18 protein-coding genes and 1 riboswitch are annotated in these 18692 nt (G+C 66.5%); of the genes, 14 read left to right on the plus strand and 4 right to left on the minus strand.

Annotation, left to right across the window (positions count from 1 at the left end; genetic code table 11):
- Window positions 1-9 precede the first annotated feature (9 nt).
- The 7 genes from ccoN to AC07OC_RS06880 all read left to right on the plus strand — a co-directional run bounded on the left by ccoN (window position 10) and on the right by AC07OC_RS06880 (window position 5427).
- Window positions 10-1449, plus strand: a complete 1440-nt coding sequence (gene ccoN / locus AC07OC_RS06850; RefSeq protein ID WP_218294142.1) for a cytochrome-c oxidase, cbb3-type subunit I — start codon at window positions 10-12, stop codon at window positions 1447-1449.
- Window positions 1450-1466: 17 nt separating this feature from the next.
- The gene (gene ccoO / locus AC07OC_RS06855; RefSeq protein WP_218340799.1) at window positions 1467-2099 is read left to right on the plus strand and encodes a cytochrome-c oxidase, cbb3-type subunit II; all 633 of its coding nucleotides are present in this window, start codon (window positions 1467-1469) and stop codon (window positions 2097-2099) included.
- A gap of 12 nt (window positions 2100-2111) precedes the next feature.
- Window positions 2112-2249 carry a cbb3-type cytochrome oxidase subunit 3 gene (locus AC07OC_RS06860; RefSeq protein WP_010460656.1) on the plus strand — a complete coding sequence of 46 codons (138 nt, stop codon included), beginning with the start codon at window positions 2112-2114 and terminating at the stop codon, window positions 2247-2249.
- Between the two features lie 24 nt (window positions 2250-2273).
- A complete protein-coding gene (ccoP, locus tag AC07OC_RS06865) occupies window positions 2274-3194 on the plus strand; it encodes a cytochrome-c oxidase, cbb3-type subunit III (protein ID WP_218294144.1) in 921 nt (306 codons plus the stop codon).
- A gap of 88 nt (window positions 3195-3282) precedes the next feature.
- Entirely contained in the window at window positions 3283-4728 is a 1446-nt protein-coding gene (gene ccoG / locus AC07OC_RS06870; protein WP_218340800.1) for a cytochrome c oxidase accessory protein CcoG, read from the plus strand.
- Between the two features lie 72 nt (window positions 4729-4800).
- Window positions 4801-5082: a FixH family protein gene (locus tag AC07OC_RS06875; protein WP_218340801.1), complete on the plus strand. Its 282-nt coding sequence runs from the start codon at window positions 4801-4803 to the stop codon at window positions 5080-5082.
- Between the two features lie 51 nt (window positions 5083-5133).
- Window positions 5134-5427: a hypothetical protein gene (locus AC07OC_RS06880; RefSeq protein WP_218294147.1), complete on the plus strand. Its 294-nt coding sequence runs from the start codon at window positions 5134-5136 to the stop codon at window positions 5425-5427.
- Between the two features lie 65 nt (window positions 5428-5492).
- On the opposite strand, the gene fnr is transcribed toward AC07OC_RS06880, so the two are convergent.
- Window positions 5493-6215, minus strand: a complete 723-nt coding sequence (gene fnr, locus AC07OC_RS06885) for a fumarate/nitrate reduction transcriptional regulator Fnr (protein WP_218294148.1) — start codon at window positions 6213-6215, stop codon at window positions 5493-5495.
- A 186-nt stretch (window positions 6216-6401) separates the two neighbouring features.
- On the opposite strand from fnr, the gene hemN reads away from it, so the two are divergent.
- From hemN to AC07OC_RS06905, 4 genes are all read left to right on the plus strand, one after another.
- A complete protein-coding gene (hemN, locus tag AC07OC_RS06890) occupies window positions 6402-7784 on the plus strand; it encodes an oxygen-independent coproporphyrinogen III oxidase (protein ID WP_218294149.1) in 1383 nt (460 codons plus the stop codon).
- A gap of 5 nt (window positions 7785-7789) precedes the next feature.
- On the plus strand, window positions 7790-8548 hold the full coding sequence (locus AC07OC_RS06895) for a sulfite exporter TauE/SafE family protein (protein WP_494600640.1): 759 nt from the start codon (window positions 7790-7792) through the stop codon (window positions 8546-8548).
- Between the two features lie 210 nt (window positions 8549-8758).
- Window positions 8759-10057: a cyclic di-GMP phosphodiesterase gene (locus AC07OC_RS06900; RefSeq protein ID WP_218294151.1), complete on the plus strand. Its 1299-nt coding sequence runs from the start codon at window positions 8759-8761 to the stop codon at window positions 10055-10057.
- The gene (locus AC07OC_RS06905; RefSeq protein WP_494600642.1) at window positions 10054-12501 is read left to right on the plus strand and encodes a sensor domain-containing protein; all 2448 of its coding nucleotides are present in this window, start codon (window positions 10054-10056) and stop codon (window positions 12499-12501) included. The genes AC07OC_RS06900 and AC07OC_RS06905 overlap by 4 nt, the downstream gene beginning before the upstream one ends.
- A gap of 80 nt (window positions 12502-12581) precedes the next feature.
- Here the strand turns inward: AC07OC_RS06905 and AC07OC_RS06910 are convergent, their stop codons facing one another.
- From AC07OC_RS06910 to AC07OC_RS06920, 3 genes are all read right to left on the minus strand, one after another.
- Window positions 12582-13397 (minus strand): sulfite exporter TauE/SafE family protein, encoded by an 816-nt coding sequence (locus AC07OC_RS06910; protein WP_218294153.1) that lies wholly within the window; start codon window positions 13395-13397, stop codon window positions 12582-12584.
- Window positions 13398-13777: 380 nt separating this feature from the next.
- A complete protein-coding gene (locus tag AC07OC_RS06915; RefSeq protein ID WP_218294154.1) occupies window positions 13778-14143 on the minus strand; it encodes a cell division protein ZapA in 366 nt (121 codons plus the stop codon).
- Window positions 14140-14364 carry a DUF904 domain-containing protein gene (locus AC07OC_RS06920; RefSeq protein ID WP_218294155.1) on the minus strand — a complete coding sequence of 75 codons (225 nt, stop codon included), beginning with the start codon at window positions 14362-14364 and terminating at the stop codon, window positions 14140-14142. The genes AC07OC_RS06915 and AC07OC_RS06920 overlap by 4 nt, the downstream gene beginning before the upstream one ends.
- 36 nt (window positions 14365-14400) lie before the next feature.
- Window positions 14401-14638: riboswitch (cobalamin riboswitch) on the plus strand.
- Between the two features lie 84 nt (window positions 14639-14722).
- Between AC07OC_RS06920 and AC07OC_RS06925 the strand changes: the two genes are divergently transcribed.
- From AC07OC_RS06925 to AC07OC_RS06935, 3 genes are all read left to right on the plus strand, one after another.
- Complete coding sequence (locus tag AC07OC_RS06925) at window positions 14723-16600, plus strand: TonB-dependent receptor domain-containing protein (protein ID WP_218340803.1); 1878 nt, start codon at window positions 14723-14725, stop codon at window positions 16598-16600.
- A 142-nt stretch (window positions 16601-16742) separates the two neighbouring features.
- On the plus strand, window positions 16743-18101 hold the full coding sequence (locus AC07OC_RS06930; RefSeq protein WP_218340804.1) for a cobyrinic acid a,c-diamide synthase CobB: 1359 nt from the start codon (window positions 16743-16745) through the stop codon (window positions 18099-18101).
- Window positions 18098-18691: a bifunctional adenosylcobinamide kinase/adenosylcobinamide-phosphate guanylyltransferase gene (locus AC07OC_RS06935; protein WP_218340805.1), complete on the plus strand. Its 594-nt coding sequence runs from the start codon at window positions 18098-18100 to the stop codon at window positions 18689-18691. The genes AC07OC_RS06930 and AC07OC_RS06935 overlap by 4 nt, the downstream gene beginning before the upstream one ends.
- Window position 18692: the final 1 nt, after the last annotated feature.

An 18692-nucleotide genomic window follows, 5' to 3' on the forward strand; every position in this document is an offset into this window, starting at 1 on the left:
AGGTGCCCGATGGATTCTCCAAAAACAAATGCTGCGCACTACAACGACACGGTGGTGCGGCAGTTTTCTATCATGGCCGTGGTATGGGGGGTGGTTGGCATGCTGGTGGGCGTCATCATCGCCGCCCAGCTGGCCTGGCCTGAACTCAACTTTGGCATACCCTGGCTCAGCTACGGGCGCTTGCGCCCCCTGCACACCAACGCGGTGATTTTTGCGTTTGGCGGCTGCGCGCTGTTCGCCACAAGCTACTACGTGGTGCAGCGCACCAGCCAGGTCCGGTTGTTCGCCGGGCCGCTGGCGGCGTTCACGTTCTGGGGCTGGCAGCTGGTCATCGTGGCCGCCGCCATCAGCCTGCCGCTGGGCTACACCTCCGGCAAGGAGTACGCCGAGCTTGAATGGCCCATCGACATCCTGATCACGCTGGTCTGGGTGTCCTACGCCATCGTGTTCTTCGGCACCATCGGTGTGCGCAAGGTCAAGCACATCTATGTGGCCAACTGGTTCTTCGGTGCGTTCATCCTGGCCGTGGCATTGCTGCATGTGGTCAACAGCGCAGCGATTCCCGCCGGCTTCATGAAGAGCTACTCGGCCTATGCGGGCGTGCAGGATGCGATGGTGCAGTGGTGGTATGGCCACAATGCCGTGGGCTTCTTCCTCACGGCGGGCTTCCTCGGGATGATGTACTACTTCATCCCCAAGCAGGCAGGCCGTCCCGTGTACAGCTACCGCCTGTCCATCGTCCACTTCTGGGCGCTGATCTTCACCTACATGTGGGCCGGTCCCCACCACCTGCACTACACCGCGCTGCCCGACTGGACGCAATCGGTGGGCATGGTGTTCTCGCTGATTCTGCTGGCCCCCAGCTGGGGCGGGATGATCAACGGCGTGATGACGCTGTCCGGCGCCTGGCACAAGCTGCGCGACGACCCGATCCTGCGTTTCCTGATCGTGTCGCTGTCGTTCTACGGCATGTCCACGTTCGAGGGCCCGATGATGTCCATCAAGACCGTCAATGCCCTGAGCCACTACACCGACTGGACCGTGGGCCACGTGCACTCCGGCGCCCTGGGCTGGGTGGGCCTGATCTCGATGGGGTCGCTGTACTACCTGGTTCCCCGCCTGTTCGGCCGCGAGAAGATGCACTCCATCAAGGCGATCGAGCTGCACTTCTGGATGGCCACCATCGGCATCGTCCTGTACATCGCCGCCATGTGGATCGCCGGCGTGATGCAGGGCCTGATGTGGCGCGCCATCAATCCCGATGGCACGCTCACCTACACCTTCGTCGAGAGCGTGAAGGCCACGTACCCTTTCTATGTGATCCGTGTGGCTGGCGGCCTGCTGTATCTGGGGGGCATGGTGGTCATGGCCTGGAACGTGTGGGTGACAGCGATCTCGGGCCGTTCGGTCAAGGTTGCCATTCCAGCCGTGAATGCGGCGCACGCCTGAGCCGAAGGAGATAACCCATGTCCAACAACAATCCATCTTCTTCGACCGGCTTCTCCCACGAGAAAGTCGAGACCAACAACTTCCTGATGATCGTGCTGATCCTGCTCGTGATCGCCATTGGCGGCCTGGTGGAGATCGTGCCGCTGTTCTTCCAGAAGTCCACGACCGAGGCGGTCAAGGGTGTGGAGCCCTACAACGCCATGCAACTGGTGGGCCGCGACATCTATATCCGCGAGGGCTGCTACAACTGCCATTCGCAGATGATCCGCCCCTTCCGCGCCGAGACGCTGCGCTACGGCCACTACTCGGTGGCGGGCGAGTTCGTGTACGACCATCCCTTCCAGTGGGGCAGCAAGCGCACCGGACCCGACCTGCACCGCGTGGGCGGCAAGTACAGCGATGAGTGGCACCGCATCCACCTGAACAACCCGCGCGACGTGGTGCCCGAGTCGAACATGCCCGCCTATCCCTGGCTGGAAAAGAGCGCGGTGGACCCCGCGAGCGTTGCGCCGCGCATGAAGGCGCTGCGCACCGTCGGCGTGCCCTACACGGACGAGCAGATCGCGGCATCCGCGGCCGACGTCAAGGGCAAGACCGAGATGGAGGCGCTGGTCGCCTACCTGCAAGTCATGGGCCGTGCGCTCAAGTAAAGGAGGTTCGCAATGGACATCACCACCATGCGCATCGTCGCCACGCTGGCCTCGATGGCCTGCTTCGTCGGCATCTGGGTCTGGGCCTACCGGGGCCGCAACAAGGCCCGGTTTGACGAGGCCGCTCGGCTGCCCTTTGAACAAGATTGACCCCCACCAGAACGAGAACACCCCATGAGTGACTTCACCAGCAATTTCTGGTCGGTCTTTGTGACCACGCTGACCCTGGTCGGCATCATCGCCTGCGGCATCCTGCTATGGATGGCAGGCCGCAAGAAGGTGATGGCCACGGCCGACAACACCACGGGCCACGTCTGGGACGAGGACCTGGTCGAAATGAACAACCCCCTGCCGCGTTGGTGGGTCTGGCTGTTCGTCATCACCATCGTCTTCGGCTTCGGCTACCTGGCCGCCTACCCAGGCCTTGGCAGTTTCACCGGCAAGCTGAACTGGACGCAGAAGGGCGAATACGAAGCCGAGATGGCCAAGGCCAAGGCTGAACTGGAGCCGCTGTATGCCCGTTTCGCCTCGATGAAGCCGGAAGACGTGGCCAGGGACCCGCAGGCCCAGGCCATTGGCGAGCGCCTGTTCATGAACAACTGCGCTCAGTGCCATGGTTCCGACGCGCGCGGCAGCAAGGGTTTCCCCAATCTGGCGGACGGTGACTGGCTCCATGGCGGGGCGCCCGAGAAGATCCGTGAAACGATCGAGAAGGGCCGTGTGGGCAACATGCCTCCCATGGCGGCCGCAGTGGGCACGCCCGAAGACGTGCGCAACCTGTCGCACTATGTGCTGAGCCTGTCGGGCAGCCCGCACGATTCGCTGCGTGCTTCGCTGGGCAAGTCCAAGTTCACGGCATGCGCGGCCTGCCATGGCATGGACGGCAAGGGCAACCAGGCGCTGGGTGCCCCCAATCTGACCGACGACGTCTGGCTGCATGGCTGGGGCGAGGCGGCCATTACCGCCATGGTCAACAACGGCAAGGTCAACCAGATGCCGGCCCAGGCCGACAAGTTGACGGAAGCGCAGATCGGCGTGCTGTCTGCGTACGTATGGGGCCTGTCCAACGGCAAGCAGGCTGCCGCGGTGCGCTGATCCGGGCCGGGTGGTGCGCCCCCTGGCGCTGCCCCCGGTTTTTTGCCCCATTGCTGAAGACACACCAAGCCAATAGGTCGACACCACCATGAAGCCACCCAGCGGGCCAGCCCGCAAGGTCATTCCGATTGCACCGGTTGCATCCGATGCCTCGTCCGAGGGCGAGATCGTCTCCTTGTACGAAGCGCAGAAGAAGATTTACCCGCGCTCCATCAGTGGCCTGTTCGCACGCTGGCGCTGGGGCATGGTGTTTCTCACGCAACTGGTCTTTTACGGCCTTCCCTGGTTCGAGTGGGGGCAGCGCCAGATGGTGCTGTTCGACCTGGGGGCACGGCGGTTCTATATTTTCGGGCTGGTGCTCTATCCGCAGGACTTCATCTATCTCACGGGCCTGCTCATCATCTCGGCGCTGTCGCTTTTCCTGTTCACGGCCGTGGCGGGGCGGCTGTGGTGCGGTTTCGCCTGTCCCCAGACGGTCTACACCGAAATGTTCATGTGGATCGAGCACAAGATCGAAGGCGATCGCAGTGCCCGGCTGCGGCTGGACAACGGGCCCTGGACCTTCGAGAAGATCCGCAAGAAGTTTCTCAAACAGGTGGTATGGATCACCGTGGCGCTGTGGACGGGGTTCACGTTCGTGGGCTATTTCGTGCCCATCCGCGAGCTCGGCGCGGAACTGCTGGCGCTGCAGGGCAACTGGCAGATATTCTGGGTGCTGTTCTACGGCTTTGCCACGTATGGCAATGCGGGCTACATGCGCGAGCAGGTGTGCAAGTACATGTGCCCCTACGCGCGCTTTCAGAGCGCGATGTTCGACCGGGACACCCTGATCGTGAGCTATGACGTGGAACGCGGCGAGCCGCGCGGCCCGCGCAACAAGACGATCGACCACAAGGCCAAGGGCCTGGGCGACTGCATTGACTGCACCCTGTGCGTGCAGGTGTGTCCCGTGGGCATCGATATCCGCAAGGGCCTGCAGTACGAGTGCATTGGCTGCGGACTGTGCGTGGATGCGTGCAACACGGTGATGGACAAGATGCACTACCCCCGGGGGCTGATCCGCTTTTCCACGCTGAACGGCGTGGCGCAGCGCTGGAGCCAGTCGCAGATCCTGCGGCGCGTCCTGCGGCCTCGCGTGCTGATCTACACCGCCGTGCTGGTGGCACTGTGCGTGGGCATGATGGCCAGCCTGGTCACCCGCACGCCGCTCAAGGTGGATGTGGTGCGCGACCGCGCGGCCCTGTCGCGCATCGTGGCGGGCGGCAAGCTGGAGAATATCTACCGCCTGCAGATCATGAACGCCACCGAAGGCCCCCAGCGCTACCGCATCGGCGCCCGCGGCCTGGACGGGCTGGAGGTGGCCTCTGAAGCCGAGGTGGACATTGGCCCCGCGGAGTCCCGGTGGGTGGCCGTGCGCCTGCAGATACCGTATGGCTCCGCGCCCCCGGGCTCCCATGCCGTGCAGTTCGATGTGCAGGCGGTGGGCGCTGCGGCCCATGTGACCGAGAAGTCCGTATTCCTGGTGCCCCGATGAGGCGACGTGCACCCCGGTGCACGGCCCCGGGGACGTTGTATGACCGAGAAGATTTTTGAGGAGCAAGCACCCATGCCATCCAATCCAGCCATCGGCTCCGCCCCCGCCACCGCTGCGCCCTGGTGGAAATTCGGCCACGTCTGGCTGATCATCGCCGGCCCTGCCATCGTCATCGTGGCGGGCTTTGTCACGCTGTGGCTGGCGATTTCGCGGCCAGACCCCGTGGTCGTCGAGGACTACTACCGCCAGGGCATCGAAATCAACAAGACGCTGGAGGCTCCGGAGAAGAGCCTGGCCCCGGCCATGAAGGGCCGCAACCACGCGGCGACACCGGTTCAGGACCAGCCACGCTGAAACCCCTGGCCGAGCAGCGGGTCTGCGCGGCCTTACCAGGAGACAACCCCGATGTGGACGCAACGCCTGATGTGGATTGCATGGCCCGCCTTTCTGATGGCGGGCGCGATGGAGATGCTGGTTTTTGCTATGGTGGACCCGCAGGACCTGCATTGGTTCGGGCAGCCGCTGGCCCTGTCGCGCCAGGGCGTCTACACGCTCGCGTTCTTTGCGTTCTGGGCCATCACCATGGCCTCCAGCGCGTTGACCACGCTGCTGGCAATGTCGCCCTTTGAACTCAACCGCTGCCCCGTGCCCGAAGGCGAGCGCCCTGATGATTGCCGAAAGACATCATCCTGCCCTTGAACAGCGCACCGGCCGGGCTCCGGTGGCAAGGCGTTGCCGGGACGGGCGGACCTGGCTCGCCTTGCTCAGTGGCAGGCGGACTGGTTGTTCACGATGCGCTTGAGCGCGTCGGTCTCGAGGATGCGGACATGGCGCTGCTTGACTTCGACAATGCCTTCTTCCACAAACTTGGAGAAGGTGCGGCTCACGGTCTCGAGCTTGAGGCCCAGGTAGCTGCCGATCTCCTCGCGCGTCATGCGCAGCACCAGCTCGGACTGCGAGAATCCGCGGGCGTGCAGGCGCTGCACCAGATTGAGCAGGAACGCTGCCAGGCGCTCCTCGGCACGCATGCTGCCCAGCAGCAGCATCACGCCGTGTTCGCGCACGATCTCGCGGCTCATGATCTTGTGCACGTGGTGCTGCAGCGCGGTGACCTCGCGGGACAATTCCTCGATGCGGTCAAACGGCATGACGCAGACCTCGGCGTCTTCCAGGGCCACCGCATCGCAGGTGTGGTGGTCATTCACGATGCCGTCCAGGCCGATGATCTCGCCCGCCATCTGGAACCCCGTGACCTGGTCGCGTCCGTCCTCGGTGGCCACGCAGGTCTTGAAAAAGCCGGTGCGGATGGCATAAAGCGAGGTGAACGACTCACCATTGCGAAACAGCGTACCGCCGCGCTTCACCTTGCGGCGAACTGCAACGACCTCGTCGATGCGGTGCAGTTGCTCTTCGCTCAGGCCCACCGGCATGCACAGCTCGCGCAGGTTGCAATTGGAACAGGCGACTTTGATGGTGAGCGGGTTCATAGGCACAGGGCGGAGTTAGGTTTCGAGCATACCGCCCGATGGCCGAAGAGGGAGTCTCTTGGAGGGCGGGCAGGCGACTGACATGCATCAAATTGTCGCTGTTCCGGCCACTCCATCACTTGATTCATGTCAAGGACATGGGGGGCAGCTTACGGCACAGTCAAGGTGTACGCAAGGATTCGCCCCATGACCGCTGTTTCGCCTGACCTGCTGCGCCGTTTTGACGTACCAGGCCCCCGCTATACCTCCTATCCGACGGCCGACCGGTTTGTGGAAGCCTTCGGCCAGGAGGACTACGCCCTCGCCCTCGAGCAGCGCCGCATGGGCACCCTGACCAAGGCGCTGCCCTTGTCCCTGTATGTGCACATCCCTTTTTGCGAGTCGCTGTGCTACTACTGCGCCTGCAACAAGATCATCACCAAGCACCACGACCGGGCTGAAGTCTATCTGCGCTATCTCAGCCGCGAGATCGATCTGCACACGGCGCACTGCGGCACGGGGCAGGTGGTGAGCCAGCTGCATCTGGGCGGCGGCACCCCCACCTTCCTGTCGGACGATGGCTTGCGGGAACTCATGGCGATGCTCCAGCGCAGCTTCACCCTGGCGCCGGGCGGGGAGTACTCGATCGAGGTGGACCCCCGTACCGTCAATGCCGACCGGCTTGCCGTGCTCGCGGAGCTTGGATTCAACCGGCTGAGTTTTGGCGTGCAGGATTTTGACCCCGAGGTTCAGAAGGCGGTGCACCGCATCCAGCCCGCCGAACAGGTGTTTTCGCTGGTGGAATCCGCGCGCTCGCTCGGCTTCGAATCGATCAATGTGGACCTGATCTACGGGTTGCCGCGCCAGACGCCGGAGTCGTTCGACCGCACGCTGGCGCAGGTGGTTCAGTTGCGGCCTGATCGCATTGCGCTGTATGCCTATGCCCACCTGCCGGAGCGGTTCAAGCCCCAGCGCCGCATCCTCTCCGCCGAACTGCCCGCAGCCTCCGGCAAGGTGTCGATGCTCTCCCGTTCGCTCGACGCGTTCATGGGCGCCGGCTATGTGTATGTGGGGATGGACCACTTCGCGCTGCCGGAGGACTCGCTGGCCGTCGCCAAGCGGCAGGGCCGCTTGCACCGCAACTTCCAGGGCTACAGCACCCAGCCCGACTGCGACCTGATCGGCCTGGGCGTGTCGGCCATTGGCAGGGTCGGCGCCACCTACAGCCAGAACGCCAAGACCCTGGATGAGTACTACGACCTGCTGAACCAGGGGCGTCTGCCCGTGGTGCGTGGCCTGGCCCTGACGCGGGACGACCTCGTGCGCCGTGCCGTCATCATGTCCTTGATGTGCCAGGGAGAACTGCTGTTCGAGCCCATGGAACAGGCCTGGCTCCTCGATTTTCGGCACTATTTCTCCGCCGAACTGGCGCAACTCGACACCATGGCCGAGCAGGGACTGGTCAAGGTGAGGCCCGACGGTGTCGAGGTCACGGCCATGGGCTGGTTCTTCGTGCGCGGCATCGCCATGGTTTTCGACCGATATCTGCAGGCAGACCGCAACCGCGCGCGTTTTTCACGCATCATCTGAATCCCATGCTTGCAACGGTTGCCTCGACTGCCTTGTTGATGGGGCTCGTTGGCGGGTCCCATTGCCTGGCCATGTGCTCGGCACCTTGTGGCGCCGTGGTGGGGCAGGGGAGCGCGGGCTGCGCATCCGCCCCGGGCGCCGGGGCGCCGGCGGAGGGGGCTCCCCCGAAGGTGCAGGCGGTGCGGTGGGCACCGCGCGGTGGCGTGGCCCGGCGGGCCGTGGCCTTTCATACGGGCCGCCTGACGGGATATGCCCTGGCGGGCGGGCTGGCCGCCCTGGCCATGGACAGCCTGGCGTGGCTCACTCAGCAGACCATGGCACTGCGCCCGGCGTGGACCTTGATGCACGTCGCGGTGATGGCGTGGGGGCTGATGCTGATGGTCCAGGCGCGGCAGCCGCTCTGGGTGGAGCAGGCGGGCCGTGGCGTGTGGGAGCGCGTGCGGCCTCTGGTCCGTGCCCCGGGAGGCATTCTTGCCGCGGGGTTTCTCTGGGCGCTGATGCCCTGTGGCTTGCTGTATTCGGCGCTGCTGGTGGCTGCCTTGAGCGGAGGGCCCCTGGAGGGCGCATTGTCCATGGCGCTTTTTGGCATTGGCAGCGGCGTCTGGCTGGTCGGCGGGCCCTGGGCCTGGACGCGGTTGCGGGCCCGGCTCAACACCGTGCGCGCGGACTGGGGGACGCGCGCCGCCGGTGGCCTGCTCTGCGCGGTGGCAAGCTGGGCACTGTGGATGGACCTCGTCTACAAACCCTCACTGTGGTGCCGCTAGCGTGCATTCGGGCCGCGGCGGCCTGAGGGCGAGGCGGTTTCGGTAACCCACATCCCCATGAGGGGGATTGTCCCGCCCCGTGGCTTCGGGCAGGCAAGTGTTGCCGTGCCGCCGCGGCGCGGGTGGGCTCCTTCGACAAGGCCTTCGAACTGGCGATAATCTGTGTAACTATTGGTGGCATTCACGTCTCCATGTTTCGCGCGCCCCGAAGTGAACTCCTCCATCCTCATCGATATCAGCCAACTGCGCGTCGGCATGTACATCCAGCTCGATGTGGGCTGGATGCACCATCCGTTCCCGGTGAGCAGTTTCCGGGTGGCATCGGCGGACCAGATCGCGACGTTGCGGGAACTGGGGCTCACCGAGGTGCGATACGTCCCCAAGAAAAGCGATCCGGAGCAAAGAGAGCTGGTTCCGGCCGCCTGGAGCGTGCCGGAGATGACGGTGCCCTCGGCCCAGGGACCGGATGCCCCCGGCGCCACGGCCACCGTGGACCCGGAGGCGCAGCGCCGGCGCGAATTGCTGGAGGCGCAGAACCGCACCTTGGCGGCCTGCAACCAGCGGTTCGGAGAGGCCACCCGGCAGTACCAGGCACTCGAACGCGTTGCGTCCGAGCACCCGGACCAGGCCCGCACCAAGGGCGATGCGCTGGTGGCTGGCTGCGTATCGGAACTCCTCGAGAACGGTGACTCCGTCATCCGGTTGCTGTCGGAGGGCGTTGGCGAGCGCAATGCCCTGCACCCCATCAACGTGATGGTGATCTCCCTGCTGCTGGGCCGTGCCCTGGGCATGAAGAGCTCCGAGCTGCATGATCTCGGCATCGCGGCCCTGATCCATGACCTGGGCAAGCTCAAGCTGCCGCCGAACCTGCGCCAGCCCACGCCCTCGATGATCCCCATGGAGCGAACGCGCTACGAGTCCCACGTGGGCGAGTCCGTGGCATTCGCCACGCGCATGGGGCTGCCCGAAGCGGTGCTGACGGCCATTGCGCGGCATCACGAAATGGCCGATGGCAGCGGGTTCCCCCTGCGGCTGTCGGGGCCTGACCTGGGACGGGCGGGGCAGGTGCTGGCGCTGGTCAACCGGTACGACCGCATGTGCAACCCGGCCAACGGCGTGGATGCGCTCACGCCCCACGAGGCGTTGTCCGTCATCTTCGCGCAGCTCAAGGCGCGCTTCGATTCCGTGGTTCTGGGGGCATTCATCCGCATGATGGGGGTGTACCCGCCGGGCTCCATTGTCCAGTTGGTCAATGACCGCTATGCGATCGTTGCCTCGGTCAACTCGTCGCGGCCCCTGCGGCCCAAGGTCATCGTGCACGATTCCCGTGTGCCCAAGGACGAAGCACCGATCCTGGACCTGGAAACGGTGCCCGAGCTGGGCATCCGGCGCAGCCTCAAGCCCGCGCAGCTGCCACGCGATGCGCTGGACTATCTCTCTCCCCGTCAGCGCATCTGTTACTTTTTCGAGCGTGCGGTCAGTCCCGGCAATGAAGAGGCAGGTTCGTGAGGGTTTCGCAATCCCACGGCTGGCTGGACGCGCTGCAGGAAGCCGTCTGGCTTGTCGATGAGGCCAGCCTGCTCATCCTGCACGCGAATGCCGCCGCGCAGCGGCTGGTAGGGACCCCCGTGTCCGCCATGGTCGGTGCATCGGTGCTTGGCCTGGCTACCACGCCGCAGGACCAGGCGTTCTGGGGGGAGCCCGCCGAGGTGGTGGCGGGCGGCATCCATTCCCACACCCGTCTTCTGCGTGCGGATGGCACGCTGGTGCCCGTGGACCGGCAGGTAAGCCGCGTGCCCTGGGGCGCAGCGGGGGGCGATACGGTGTACATGCTGACCATGCTGGACCGCAGTGCCCAGGAGGCCATCGAGCGCGAACTGGAAACCCTGCTGTCCGAACTGCGCGCCACGCTGGACTCCGCGGCCGACGGCATGCTCGTCTGCAGCCTTGATGGCCGGGTGCGGGCGTTCAATCAGCGCCTTGCACAGCTGTGGAGCATTCCGCGCGACCTGCTCCTTGAGCGTGACGACGGGGCGGTGTATGCCCACATGGCCACGCAGGTGAACGATGCGGAGGCCTATTCGGAGCGCCTGGCCGCGATTGCGCGCGAGCCGATGCGGGAGAGCACCGACATCCTGGTGCTGCGCAACGGCGCGGTGCTGGAGCTGCGCACGGTCCCCCAGTTCAGCCAGGGGCGGCCGGTGGGGCGTGTGTACTCGTTCCGGGACATCACCCGGCAGACCGAGATACAAGCCAGCCTGCGCCTTGCCGCCAGGGTGTTCGAATCCAGCCTGGACGCGATCTTCATCGCCGACAGCCAGCACCGGGTCCTGCGCATGAACCCGGGATGCGAGCGCCTCGTGGGCCCGTCGGCCAAGTCGTTCGAGGGCAACACGGCGGCATCCCTCTTTGGCGGCGGCCCCGATGCGGCGTTCATGGAACAGGTGCTGCAAGGCTGGTCCAGCGAAGGCTTCTGGGAAGGCGAGCTGTGGCTTCCCCGGGACAACGGGACCTATTGCGCGGTACAGCTGTCGTGGGTGGCGTTGCGCGACGACGAGGGGCGGCTGGTGCAGAGCATCGGCTTCATGCGCGACCTGACGCTGCAGCATGCGGCCCAGAAGCGCATCGAAGAGCTGGCGTACAGCGATGTGCTCACAGGGCTGCCCAACCGGCTGCTTCTGTCGCAGCGGGTGGACACGGCCATCCAGGGCGCCCGCCAGAGCGACACCGGTTTCGCGATCCTGTTCCTGGACCTCGACCGTTTCAAGATCATCAATGACTCGCTGGGCCATCCCTTTGGCGACCGGGTGCTGCAGCTGGTGGCCGAGCGATTGCAGGCCTGCCTGCGCCAGACGGACATGCTGTGCCGGCTGGGCGGGGATGAGTTCGTCATCTATCTGCACGGTGGGGATGCCGTGGTGGCCGAGAGCGTGGCGCGCCGCATCCTGGACGACATGCTCAAGCCCTTCATGCTCGACGGCATGGGTTTCTCCATCCAGTGCAGCATCGGCATGGCGCTGTACCCGCAGGACGGGGCCACGCTGGACGACCTCATCAAGCAGGCCGATACCGCCATGTACCGCGTCAAGGAGCGCGGCCGGGGCAGCTATGGCTTCTACCAGCCGCAAATGAACGCCAACCTGCTGTCGCGCATGCAGATGGAGCATGCGATGCGCCAGGCGCTGGGGCTGGACCGCATGGCGGTGCACTACCAGCCGCAGGTCAACATGGCCACGGGGCGCATCACGGGCGCCGAGGCCCTGATCCGCTGGACCGACCCTGAATTCGGCGCGGTCTCGCCCGGGCAGTTCATCCCCCTCGCGGAGGAGTCCGGCTACATCGTCACGCTGGGTGCCTGGGTCATGGAGCAGGCCGTGCGCGAGGCGGCGGTGTGGATGCACAGCGGCATGCCCATCATGATCTCGGTGAACGTGTCCGCGCTGGAGTTTCGCCAGCCCGATTTCGTGGACCGGATCACGCGCCTGCTGGCGGTGCACCAGCTGCCGCCCACGCTGCTGGAGCTGGAGCTGACCGAAACCATCCTGCTGCAGGATGCGCAGGAGATGGAGCAGCGCCTGCGCGTGCTGGCCGGCCTGGGCATTGGCCTCGCCATCGATGATTTCGGCACGGGCTATTCCAGCCTGGCGTACCTGAAGAAGCTGCCGATCCACAAGCTCAAGATCGACCAGTCGTTCGTGCGCGGGCTGCCCGACGACGATGGCGACCGGGCCATCGTGAGCGCGATCATCAGCATGGGGCGCGCCATGCATGTGGAGGTGGTGGCGGAGGGCGTGGAAACCGAAACCCAGCAGGCGGTGCTGCTTCAGATGCAATGCGACCACTACCAGGGTTTTCTGTGCGCGCCCGGGCTTCCTGCCCACGAGTTTCGTGCCCTGCTGGGCAAGCCGCTGCCCTTGAAGGCGCAGGGCCGGCGCAATTCCGTCCAGACCTAGGCGCGCGAGGCCAAGGGCTTCGCACCACCGCCTTGGCCACCATCTCCGCTGCCCTTGCGCCGTGGCCCCACGGCAGAGCCTCAGGAGGCCGCGATGCCCTTCCAGAGCATGTAGGCCGCCAGGCCGAAGAGCAGGGATGCGAACACGCGCTTGAGTTGCTTGACCGGCAGGCTGTGCGCCGCCCTGGCGCCCAGGGGCGCGGTGAGCACGCTGCAGGTCGCGATCACCGCCAGGGCGGGAAGCCAGATGTAGCCCAGCGATGCCGGGGGCAATCCGCTCACGTTCTGGCCGCCAATCACGTAGCCCACCACGTTGGCGAGGGCGATGGGAAAGCCGAGCGCGGCGCTGGTGGCCACGGCATTGTGGATGGGCACGTTGCACCACGTCATGAACGGCACGCTCACGAAGCCGCCGCCGGCACCCACCAGCCCCGACAGGAACCCGATCACGCCGCCCGCCGCCACCTGCCCCGCGCCGGCAGGCATCTGGCGCGAGGGGGCGGGCTTCTTGTCCAGGAACATCTGAGAGGCCGAAAAACTCACGAACAGCGCGAAGAAGATCGCCAGGAACGAGCCCTTGAGGAGCGCGAACACGCCCAGGCTGGCGATGAATCCACCGAGCACGATGCCGGGCGCCAGGCGCTTGACGATGTCCCAGCGCACCGCGCCACGCTGGTGGTGCGCGCGCACGCTGGAGATCGAGGTGAACATGATCGTCGCCATGGAGGTCGCGATGGCCATCTTCACCGCGAGGTCCGGTGCCACCTTCTGGGCACCCAGGATGTACGTCATGAACGGCACCAGCAGCATGCCGCCGCCGATGCCGAGCAGGCCGGCCAGAAAGCCGGTTGCCAGGCCCAGTACACCGAGTTCAACGATCAGGAGAGGATCCAGCATGGGGCAAAAAGGGAGAAGGGGAGGGAAGAGCGGGCGGGGAGGGGCGCCCGGTCGGCCGTTCAGCGGGAAGGTGAGGCGGCGGCGACAGCGGCATGGGGAAGGAAGAAGGTGTCTGCGATTGCCACCGGACTCTCATCCTGAACCGGGGGTTCAGGTGGGCGAGGGCAGCCAAGCGTTGGGTTCATCTGACGCGAGATGATCACGCTCACCGGGCAATGTACCAAGCCCGAGCTCGTTGAGCATTGGTTCAAGGAAATATAAAGCCCGACAGCATCGCAGACAGCCTGATTGTAGGCGCTGGCGGAGTCCGACGCCGGCGCCAGGACATGTAAAGACCGCAGGGCGGCGCGCCGGGTTCAGAGGTGCCGGGGGGCGCCGCGTCAGAGCAGGCGCCCGTCCTCGCCCAATGCCTCGTCGAGCCGCTGGACCAGGACCTTGAGGTGGTCCTCGTCCCGCTCGGGCAGGGGCAAGGCGGCCTGTGCTCCGGGCTGTGCCGCAGGCGGCGGGGAGGACTTGGCAGCCGCGCCCGCCGCCAGGTCGGCCGCCTCGCGGTCCGCAATCTCGAAAGCCAGGTTCAGCGCGGCCAGCACCGCGATGCGTTCACGGGCGCGCACCTTGCCGGCGTCGCGGATGCGGGTCATGGCCGTGTCGACGCGTTCAACGGCATCCAGCAAGCGGCTTTCATGCCCCTCGGGGCAGGTCAGCAGGTAGCTTTGCTGCAGGATCTGCACCTCGATTTGCTTCATTCGGATTCTTTCGTGACAGGGGCCGCCGCGGGCAGCCGCTCCAGCAGCGCGTCAACCCGGGCGCGGGCCGCGCTCAGGCGCGATTTGAGCGAATCCCGCTCCTGCGCGAGGGCGGCCACCTGATCGGCGAGCAGCGCGTTGGTGCGTTGCAGTTCCGCGTGCCTCAGCAGCAGGCGTTCGACGCGCTCGGCGATCTGGTCGGTGGTGGACGGTGTTGCCATACAGCTGTCGATTGTAGGGTTGGCGGTTGTAAACGGTCGTAAAATCCCGTTGTTGGTGCTCGCGGTGTGGTTCACATGCCGCAGTTCAACGGGAAGCAGGGAGGTGCCGCCAACCATGGTGCGCCCAGCCTGCGCTGCCCCCGCAACGGTCAGCGGACGAATCGTTCCGATTCCCCCTTCATACACATGCCACTGGGTGCCTTGAACAAGCCCCTGGGAAGGCTTTGAAGGGTGTTCCGCCAGCCCGGATACCGGCCAACACGGTGGTTGCACGCGCCCGATCAGGGTGCGCGCAGCCGTATCACCCATTTGCTGGCGGGGAGGCCGGCGCGGGTTTTGTTTGTTGACGATGTTCCCCATGAAAATCCGTACCTCTCGTGCGCGCCTTGCTGCGCCGCTGTGCCTGCGTCCCGCGCTGGTGGCGCTGGCCGTTGTGGGCGCCTGCTCCGTGCAGGCCCAGCAGGCCGATGCCGGCGGCCCCGTGCTGCTGGCGCAGAACCTGCGCGCGCCCTCGCTGACCGAAACCGTGGTGACCGCCACGCGCACGCCCCAGCCCTTGTCCGACCTGGTGGCCGATGTGACCGTCCTGGATCGCGAGACCATCGAAACCAGTGGCGCCACCGGCCTGGCCGACGTGCTCGCCCGTGTCCCCGGCATCGAGTTCTCGCGCAACGGCGGCCCCGGCACGACCACGGGCGTGTTCCTGCGCGGCGCTGAGTCGCGCTTCACGGCCGTGTACATCGACGGCGTGCGCATCGATTCCCAATCCACCGGCGGCGCGGCATGGGAGTCGATCCCGCTGGCGCAGATCGACCGCATCGAAGTGCTGCGCGGCCCGGCGGGCGCGGTCTATGGCTCCGACGCCATGGGTGGGGTGGTGCAGATCTTCACCAAGCGCGGCGAAAACGGCACCGCGCCCTATGTGGGCGCGGGGTTCGGCAGCCACGGCACGCGCAAGATCGAAGCCGGTGTGAGCGGTGCCAGCGGCACGATCGACTACGCGCTGGGCATTGCACGCGAGGAAAGCAAGGGCTTCAACGCGCGCACCGTCGCCACGCAGAACCCCGACCGCGACGGGTATGAAAGCACCTCTGCCAACGCGCGGGTGGGCCTGCAGGTCAACGCCATGCACCGGCTGGAAGGCACGCTGCTGGTCAACGACCTCGACAGCGGCTACGACAGCGGCCTGGGCAAGGATGACCGCAACAAGCACAGGCTGCATGCCCTGGGCCTGAACTGGCAGGCGCAATGGACCCCGCAGTACAAGACGCGCCTGCAGCTGACCGATTCGCGCGACAGGTACGAAACCAAGCCCTCGGTGTACCTGAGCGATACCCACCTGCGCGGCTACCTGTTCCAGAATGAATGGCGCGAGGGTGCGCACCTGCTGACCGCCGCGCTGGAGCGCCGCGAAGACAACCTGGAAAACAAGCCCATCGACCGCAAGCGCTCGCAGGACGCCGTTGCGCTGGGCTATGGCTACAGCGCGGGCGGCCACACGGTGCAGGCCAATGTGCGGCACGACGCGGACAGCGAGTTCGGCGGCAAGGGCACGGGCAGCCTGGCCTACGGCTACGCCTTTGCGCCCCAGTGGCGCGCGACGGCATCGGTGGGCACGGCCTTCCGGGCCCCCACGCTGTACCACCGCTTCAGCGAGTACGGCACGGGGTCGCTCAATCCCGAGAGCAGCCGCAATGTCGAGGTGGGCCTGCGCTGGGCCGAGGGCGGCAGCAGCTTCTCCGCCACCGCCTACCGCAACCGGGTGCAGGATCTGATCACGTTCGGGGCCGCAGGGCCTTGTCCGTCGGATTTCGGCTGCTACGTGAACACCGCGCGGGCCGAGTACAAGGGAGTGACGCTGGCGGGTTCGTACCGCCTCGGCGGCGTGCAACTGCGCGGCTCGCTCGATCTGCAGAACCCGCGCGACCTGGCCACGGGCAAGCTGCTGGCCCGCCGCTCCAAGCGCCACGGCACACTGGGAGCCGACACGCAACTCGCTGGCTGGACGGTGGGCGCCGAGGTGCAGGCCTCTGGCCGCCGCTTCGACAACGCCGCCAACACCACGGTGCTGGGCGGCTACACGCTGGTCAGCCTGTATGCCAGCACGCGGGTTGCTCGCGATTTCACCCTGGTGGCGCGCGTGGACAACCTGGCCGACAAGCACTATGAGCTGGCCCGCACCTACGCCACCGCGGGCCGCACCGCCTACGTCGGCGTGAAGTGGGCCCCGCAGTGAAGCACCCCCTGAGGCGCTGCGCGCCTTCCCCCCACGGGGGGATGCCACCCGGGGCCTGGTGGAGCCGGTTCCACGGTGGCACTGGCTTCGTGCGTGCCAGTTTCATCGGCATGCCGGGAATGTGTCCCACAGGGTTGCTGAAATGACCAGGTGCCCCGCGCTGCTGATCGCCGCCCCGGCCTCCGGGCAGGGCAAGACCACCGTCACCGCCGCCCTGGCGCGCCTGCATGCGCGCCAGGGGCGGCGGGTGCGGGTGTTCAAGTGCGGGCCGGATTTTCTGGACCCGCACTGGCACCAGCTGGCCAGCGGAGCGCCGGTGCACCAGCTCGACCTGTGGATGAATGGCGAGGCGGACTGCGCGCAGCGCCTGCATGACGCGGCGCGCGCGTCGGACCTGGTCCTGATCGAAGGCGTGATGGGCCTGTTTGACGGCACGCCCAGCGCGGCCGACCTGGCCCGGCACTTTGGTGTGCCCGTGCTGGCCGTGGTCGATGCCTCGGCCATGGCGGGCACCTTTGGCGCGCTGGCCTACGGCTTGCGCCACTACCGGCCGGGTCTGCCCTGGGCCGGTGTGCTGGCCAACCGCGTGGGCAGTGCCCGCCATGCCGACATGCTGCAGGGTGGCTTGCACGACGCCGACGACTGGATGGGAGCGCTGATGCGGGTGCAGTCTGGCACTGCGCCCGCTGCGGGCAAGGCCGGTGCGGCGCTGCTGCCCGAACGCCACCTGGGTCTGGTCGCGGCGCATGAGCTGCCCGACAGTCTGCAGCGTCTGGACGCCGCCGCCGATGCCCTGGCGGCCACGCCCCTGGGCCAGATGACGCTGGAGGACCTGCAGCGCTGGGCCGTGGAGTTTCCGGCTCCCGCAGTGGCAGACACGGTGCCGCCGCTGCTGGCGGGCCGCACCGTGGCCGTGGGGCGCGACGCGGCGTTCTGCTTCATCTACGCCGCCAATGTGCAGTGCCTTGAAAAGATGGGCGCGCGTGTGGTGTTCTTCTCGCCCCTGCACGATGCCGCGCTGCCCGACTGCGATGCCGTGTGGCTGCCCGGCGGCTACCCCGAGCTGCACACAGCGCAGATCGCCGCCAACACCGGCATGCAGGCCAGCCTGCGCGCCCATGGGGCCGCAGGCAAACCCCTGTGGGCCGAGTGCGGCGGCATGATGACGCTGTTTGAATCCATCACGCTGGCCGACGGCAGCACGGCCCCGCTGTGGAGTCTGCTGCCCGGCCGCGTGACCATGCAAAAACGCCTGGCGGCGCTCGGGCCGCAGCAACTGGCGGTGGCGGGGCACACCCTGCGCGGCCACACCTTCCACTACTCGACCAGCGACAGCAGCGCCCCCGTGGTGGCCCGCACGGCCCGCCCCCATGAAGCGGTTGCGCCGGATGCGGGCGAGGCGCTGTACCAGCAGGGCAGCCTCCACGCCAGCTACTTCCATGCGTGGTTTCCGTCCAGCCCCGAGGCCGTGGCGCATCTGCTGGGAGGCGTCTCGGCATGACTCCCACCCCGCACCCCATCACCAGCGAACTCATCCTGGGTGGCCAGAAAAGCGGCAAGTCCCGCCGCGCCGAGTTGCTGGCGCGCGACTGGCTGGCGCAGTCCAGCGACCACCGCGCCGTGCTCATCGCCACGGGGCAAGCCTGGGACGACGAGATGCGCGAGCGCATCGCCCGCCACCAGCGGGACCGCGCCGAGCGCGTGCCGGGTCTGCGGACCGTGGAAGAGCCGCACGATGTGGCCGCTGCCGTGGTGTTGCACAGCACGCCGCAGACCCTGGTGGTGGTGGACTGCCTCACGCTGTGGCTCACCCACTGGACCATGCCCATGGGCTGCGAAGACATGGATTTGAAGCAAAAACAGGCTCTGGCTCTGGATTGGCAAGCGCAAGCAGCTATGTTTTTGATAGCGGTTCGGAAATCCCCCGGCCCCGTTGTTCTGGTGGGCAACGAAATTGGCCTGGGGGTCATCCCGATGGGGCGCGAGGTGCGCGCCTTCGTGGATGCGCTGGGCACGCTGAACCAGCAGGTGGCCCAGGTGTGCCCCCGCGTCACGCTGATGGCCGCCGGGCTGCCATTGACCTTGAAATGAA

The sequence above is a fragment of the Acidovorax sp. GW821-FHT10E04 genome (assembly GCF_059415185.1).

Coding starts and splice junctions, on each gene's coding strand:
- ccoN (WP_218294142.1), top strand. CDS start 10: ATGGATTCTCCAAAAACAAATGCTGCGCACTACAACGACACGGTGGTG.
- ccoO (WP_218340799.1), top strand. CDS start 1,467: ATGTCCAACAACAATCCATCTTCTTCGACCGGCTTCTCCCACGAGAAA.
- AC07OC_RS06860 (WP_010460656.1), top strand. CDS start 2,112: ATGGACATCACCACCATGCGCATCGTCGCCACGCTGGCCTCGATGGCC.
- ccoP (WP_218294144.1), top strand. CDS start 2,274: ATGAGTGACTTCACCAGCAATTTCTGGTCGGTCTTTGTGACCACGCTG.
- ccoG (WP_218340800.1), top strand. CDS start 3,283: ATGAAGCCACCCAGCGGGCCAGCCCGCAAGGTCATTCCGATTGCACCG.
- AC07OC_RS06875 (WP_218340801.1), top strand. CDS start 4,801: ATGCCATCCAATCCAGCCATCGGCTCCGCCCCCGCCACCGCTGCGCCC.
- AC07OC_RS06880 (WP_218294147.1), top strand. CDS start 5,134: ATGTGGACGCAACGCCTGATGTGGATTGCATGGCCCGCCTTTCTGATG.
- fnr (WP_218294148.1), bottom strand. CDS start 6,215: ATGAACCCGCTCACCATCAAAGTCGCCTGTTCCAATTGCAACCTGCGC.
- hemN (WP_218294149.1), top strand. CDS start 6,402: ATGACCGCTGTTTCGCCTGACCTGCTGCGCCGTTTTGACGTACCAGGC.
- AC07OC_RS06895 (WP_494600640.1), top strand. CDS start 7,790: ATGCTTGCAACGGTTGCCTCGACTGCCTTGTTGATGGGGCTCGTTGGC.
- AC07OC_RS06910 (WP_218294153.1), bottom strand. CDS start 13,397: ATGCTGGATCCTCTCCTGATCGTTGAACTCGGTGTACTGGGCCTGGCA.
- AC07OC_RS06915 (WP_218294154.1), bottom strand. CDS start 14,143: ATGAAGCAAATCGAGGTGCAGATCCTGCAGCAAAGCTACCTGCTGACC.
- AC07OC_RS06920 (WP_218294155.1), bottom strand. CDS start 14,364: ATGGCAACACCGTCCACCACCGACCAGATCGCCGAGCGCGTCGAACGC.
- AC07OC_RS06925 (WP_218340803.1), top strand. CDS start 14,723: ATGAAAATCCGTACCTCTCGTGCGCGCCTTGCTGCGCCGCTGTGCCTG.
- AC07OC_RS06930 (WP_218340804.1), top strand. CDS start 16,743: ATGACCAGGTGCCCCGCGCTGCTGATCGCCGCCCCGGCCTCCGGGCAG.
- AC07OC_RS06935 (WP_218340805.1), top strand. CDS start 18,098: ATGACTCCCACCCCGCACCCCATCACCAGCGAACTCATCCTGGGTGGC.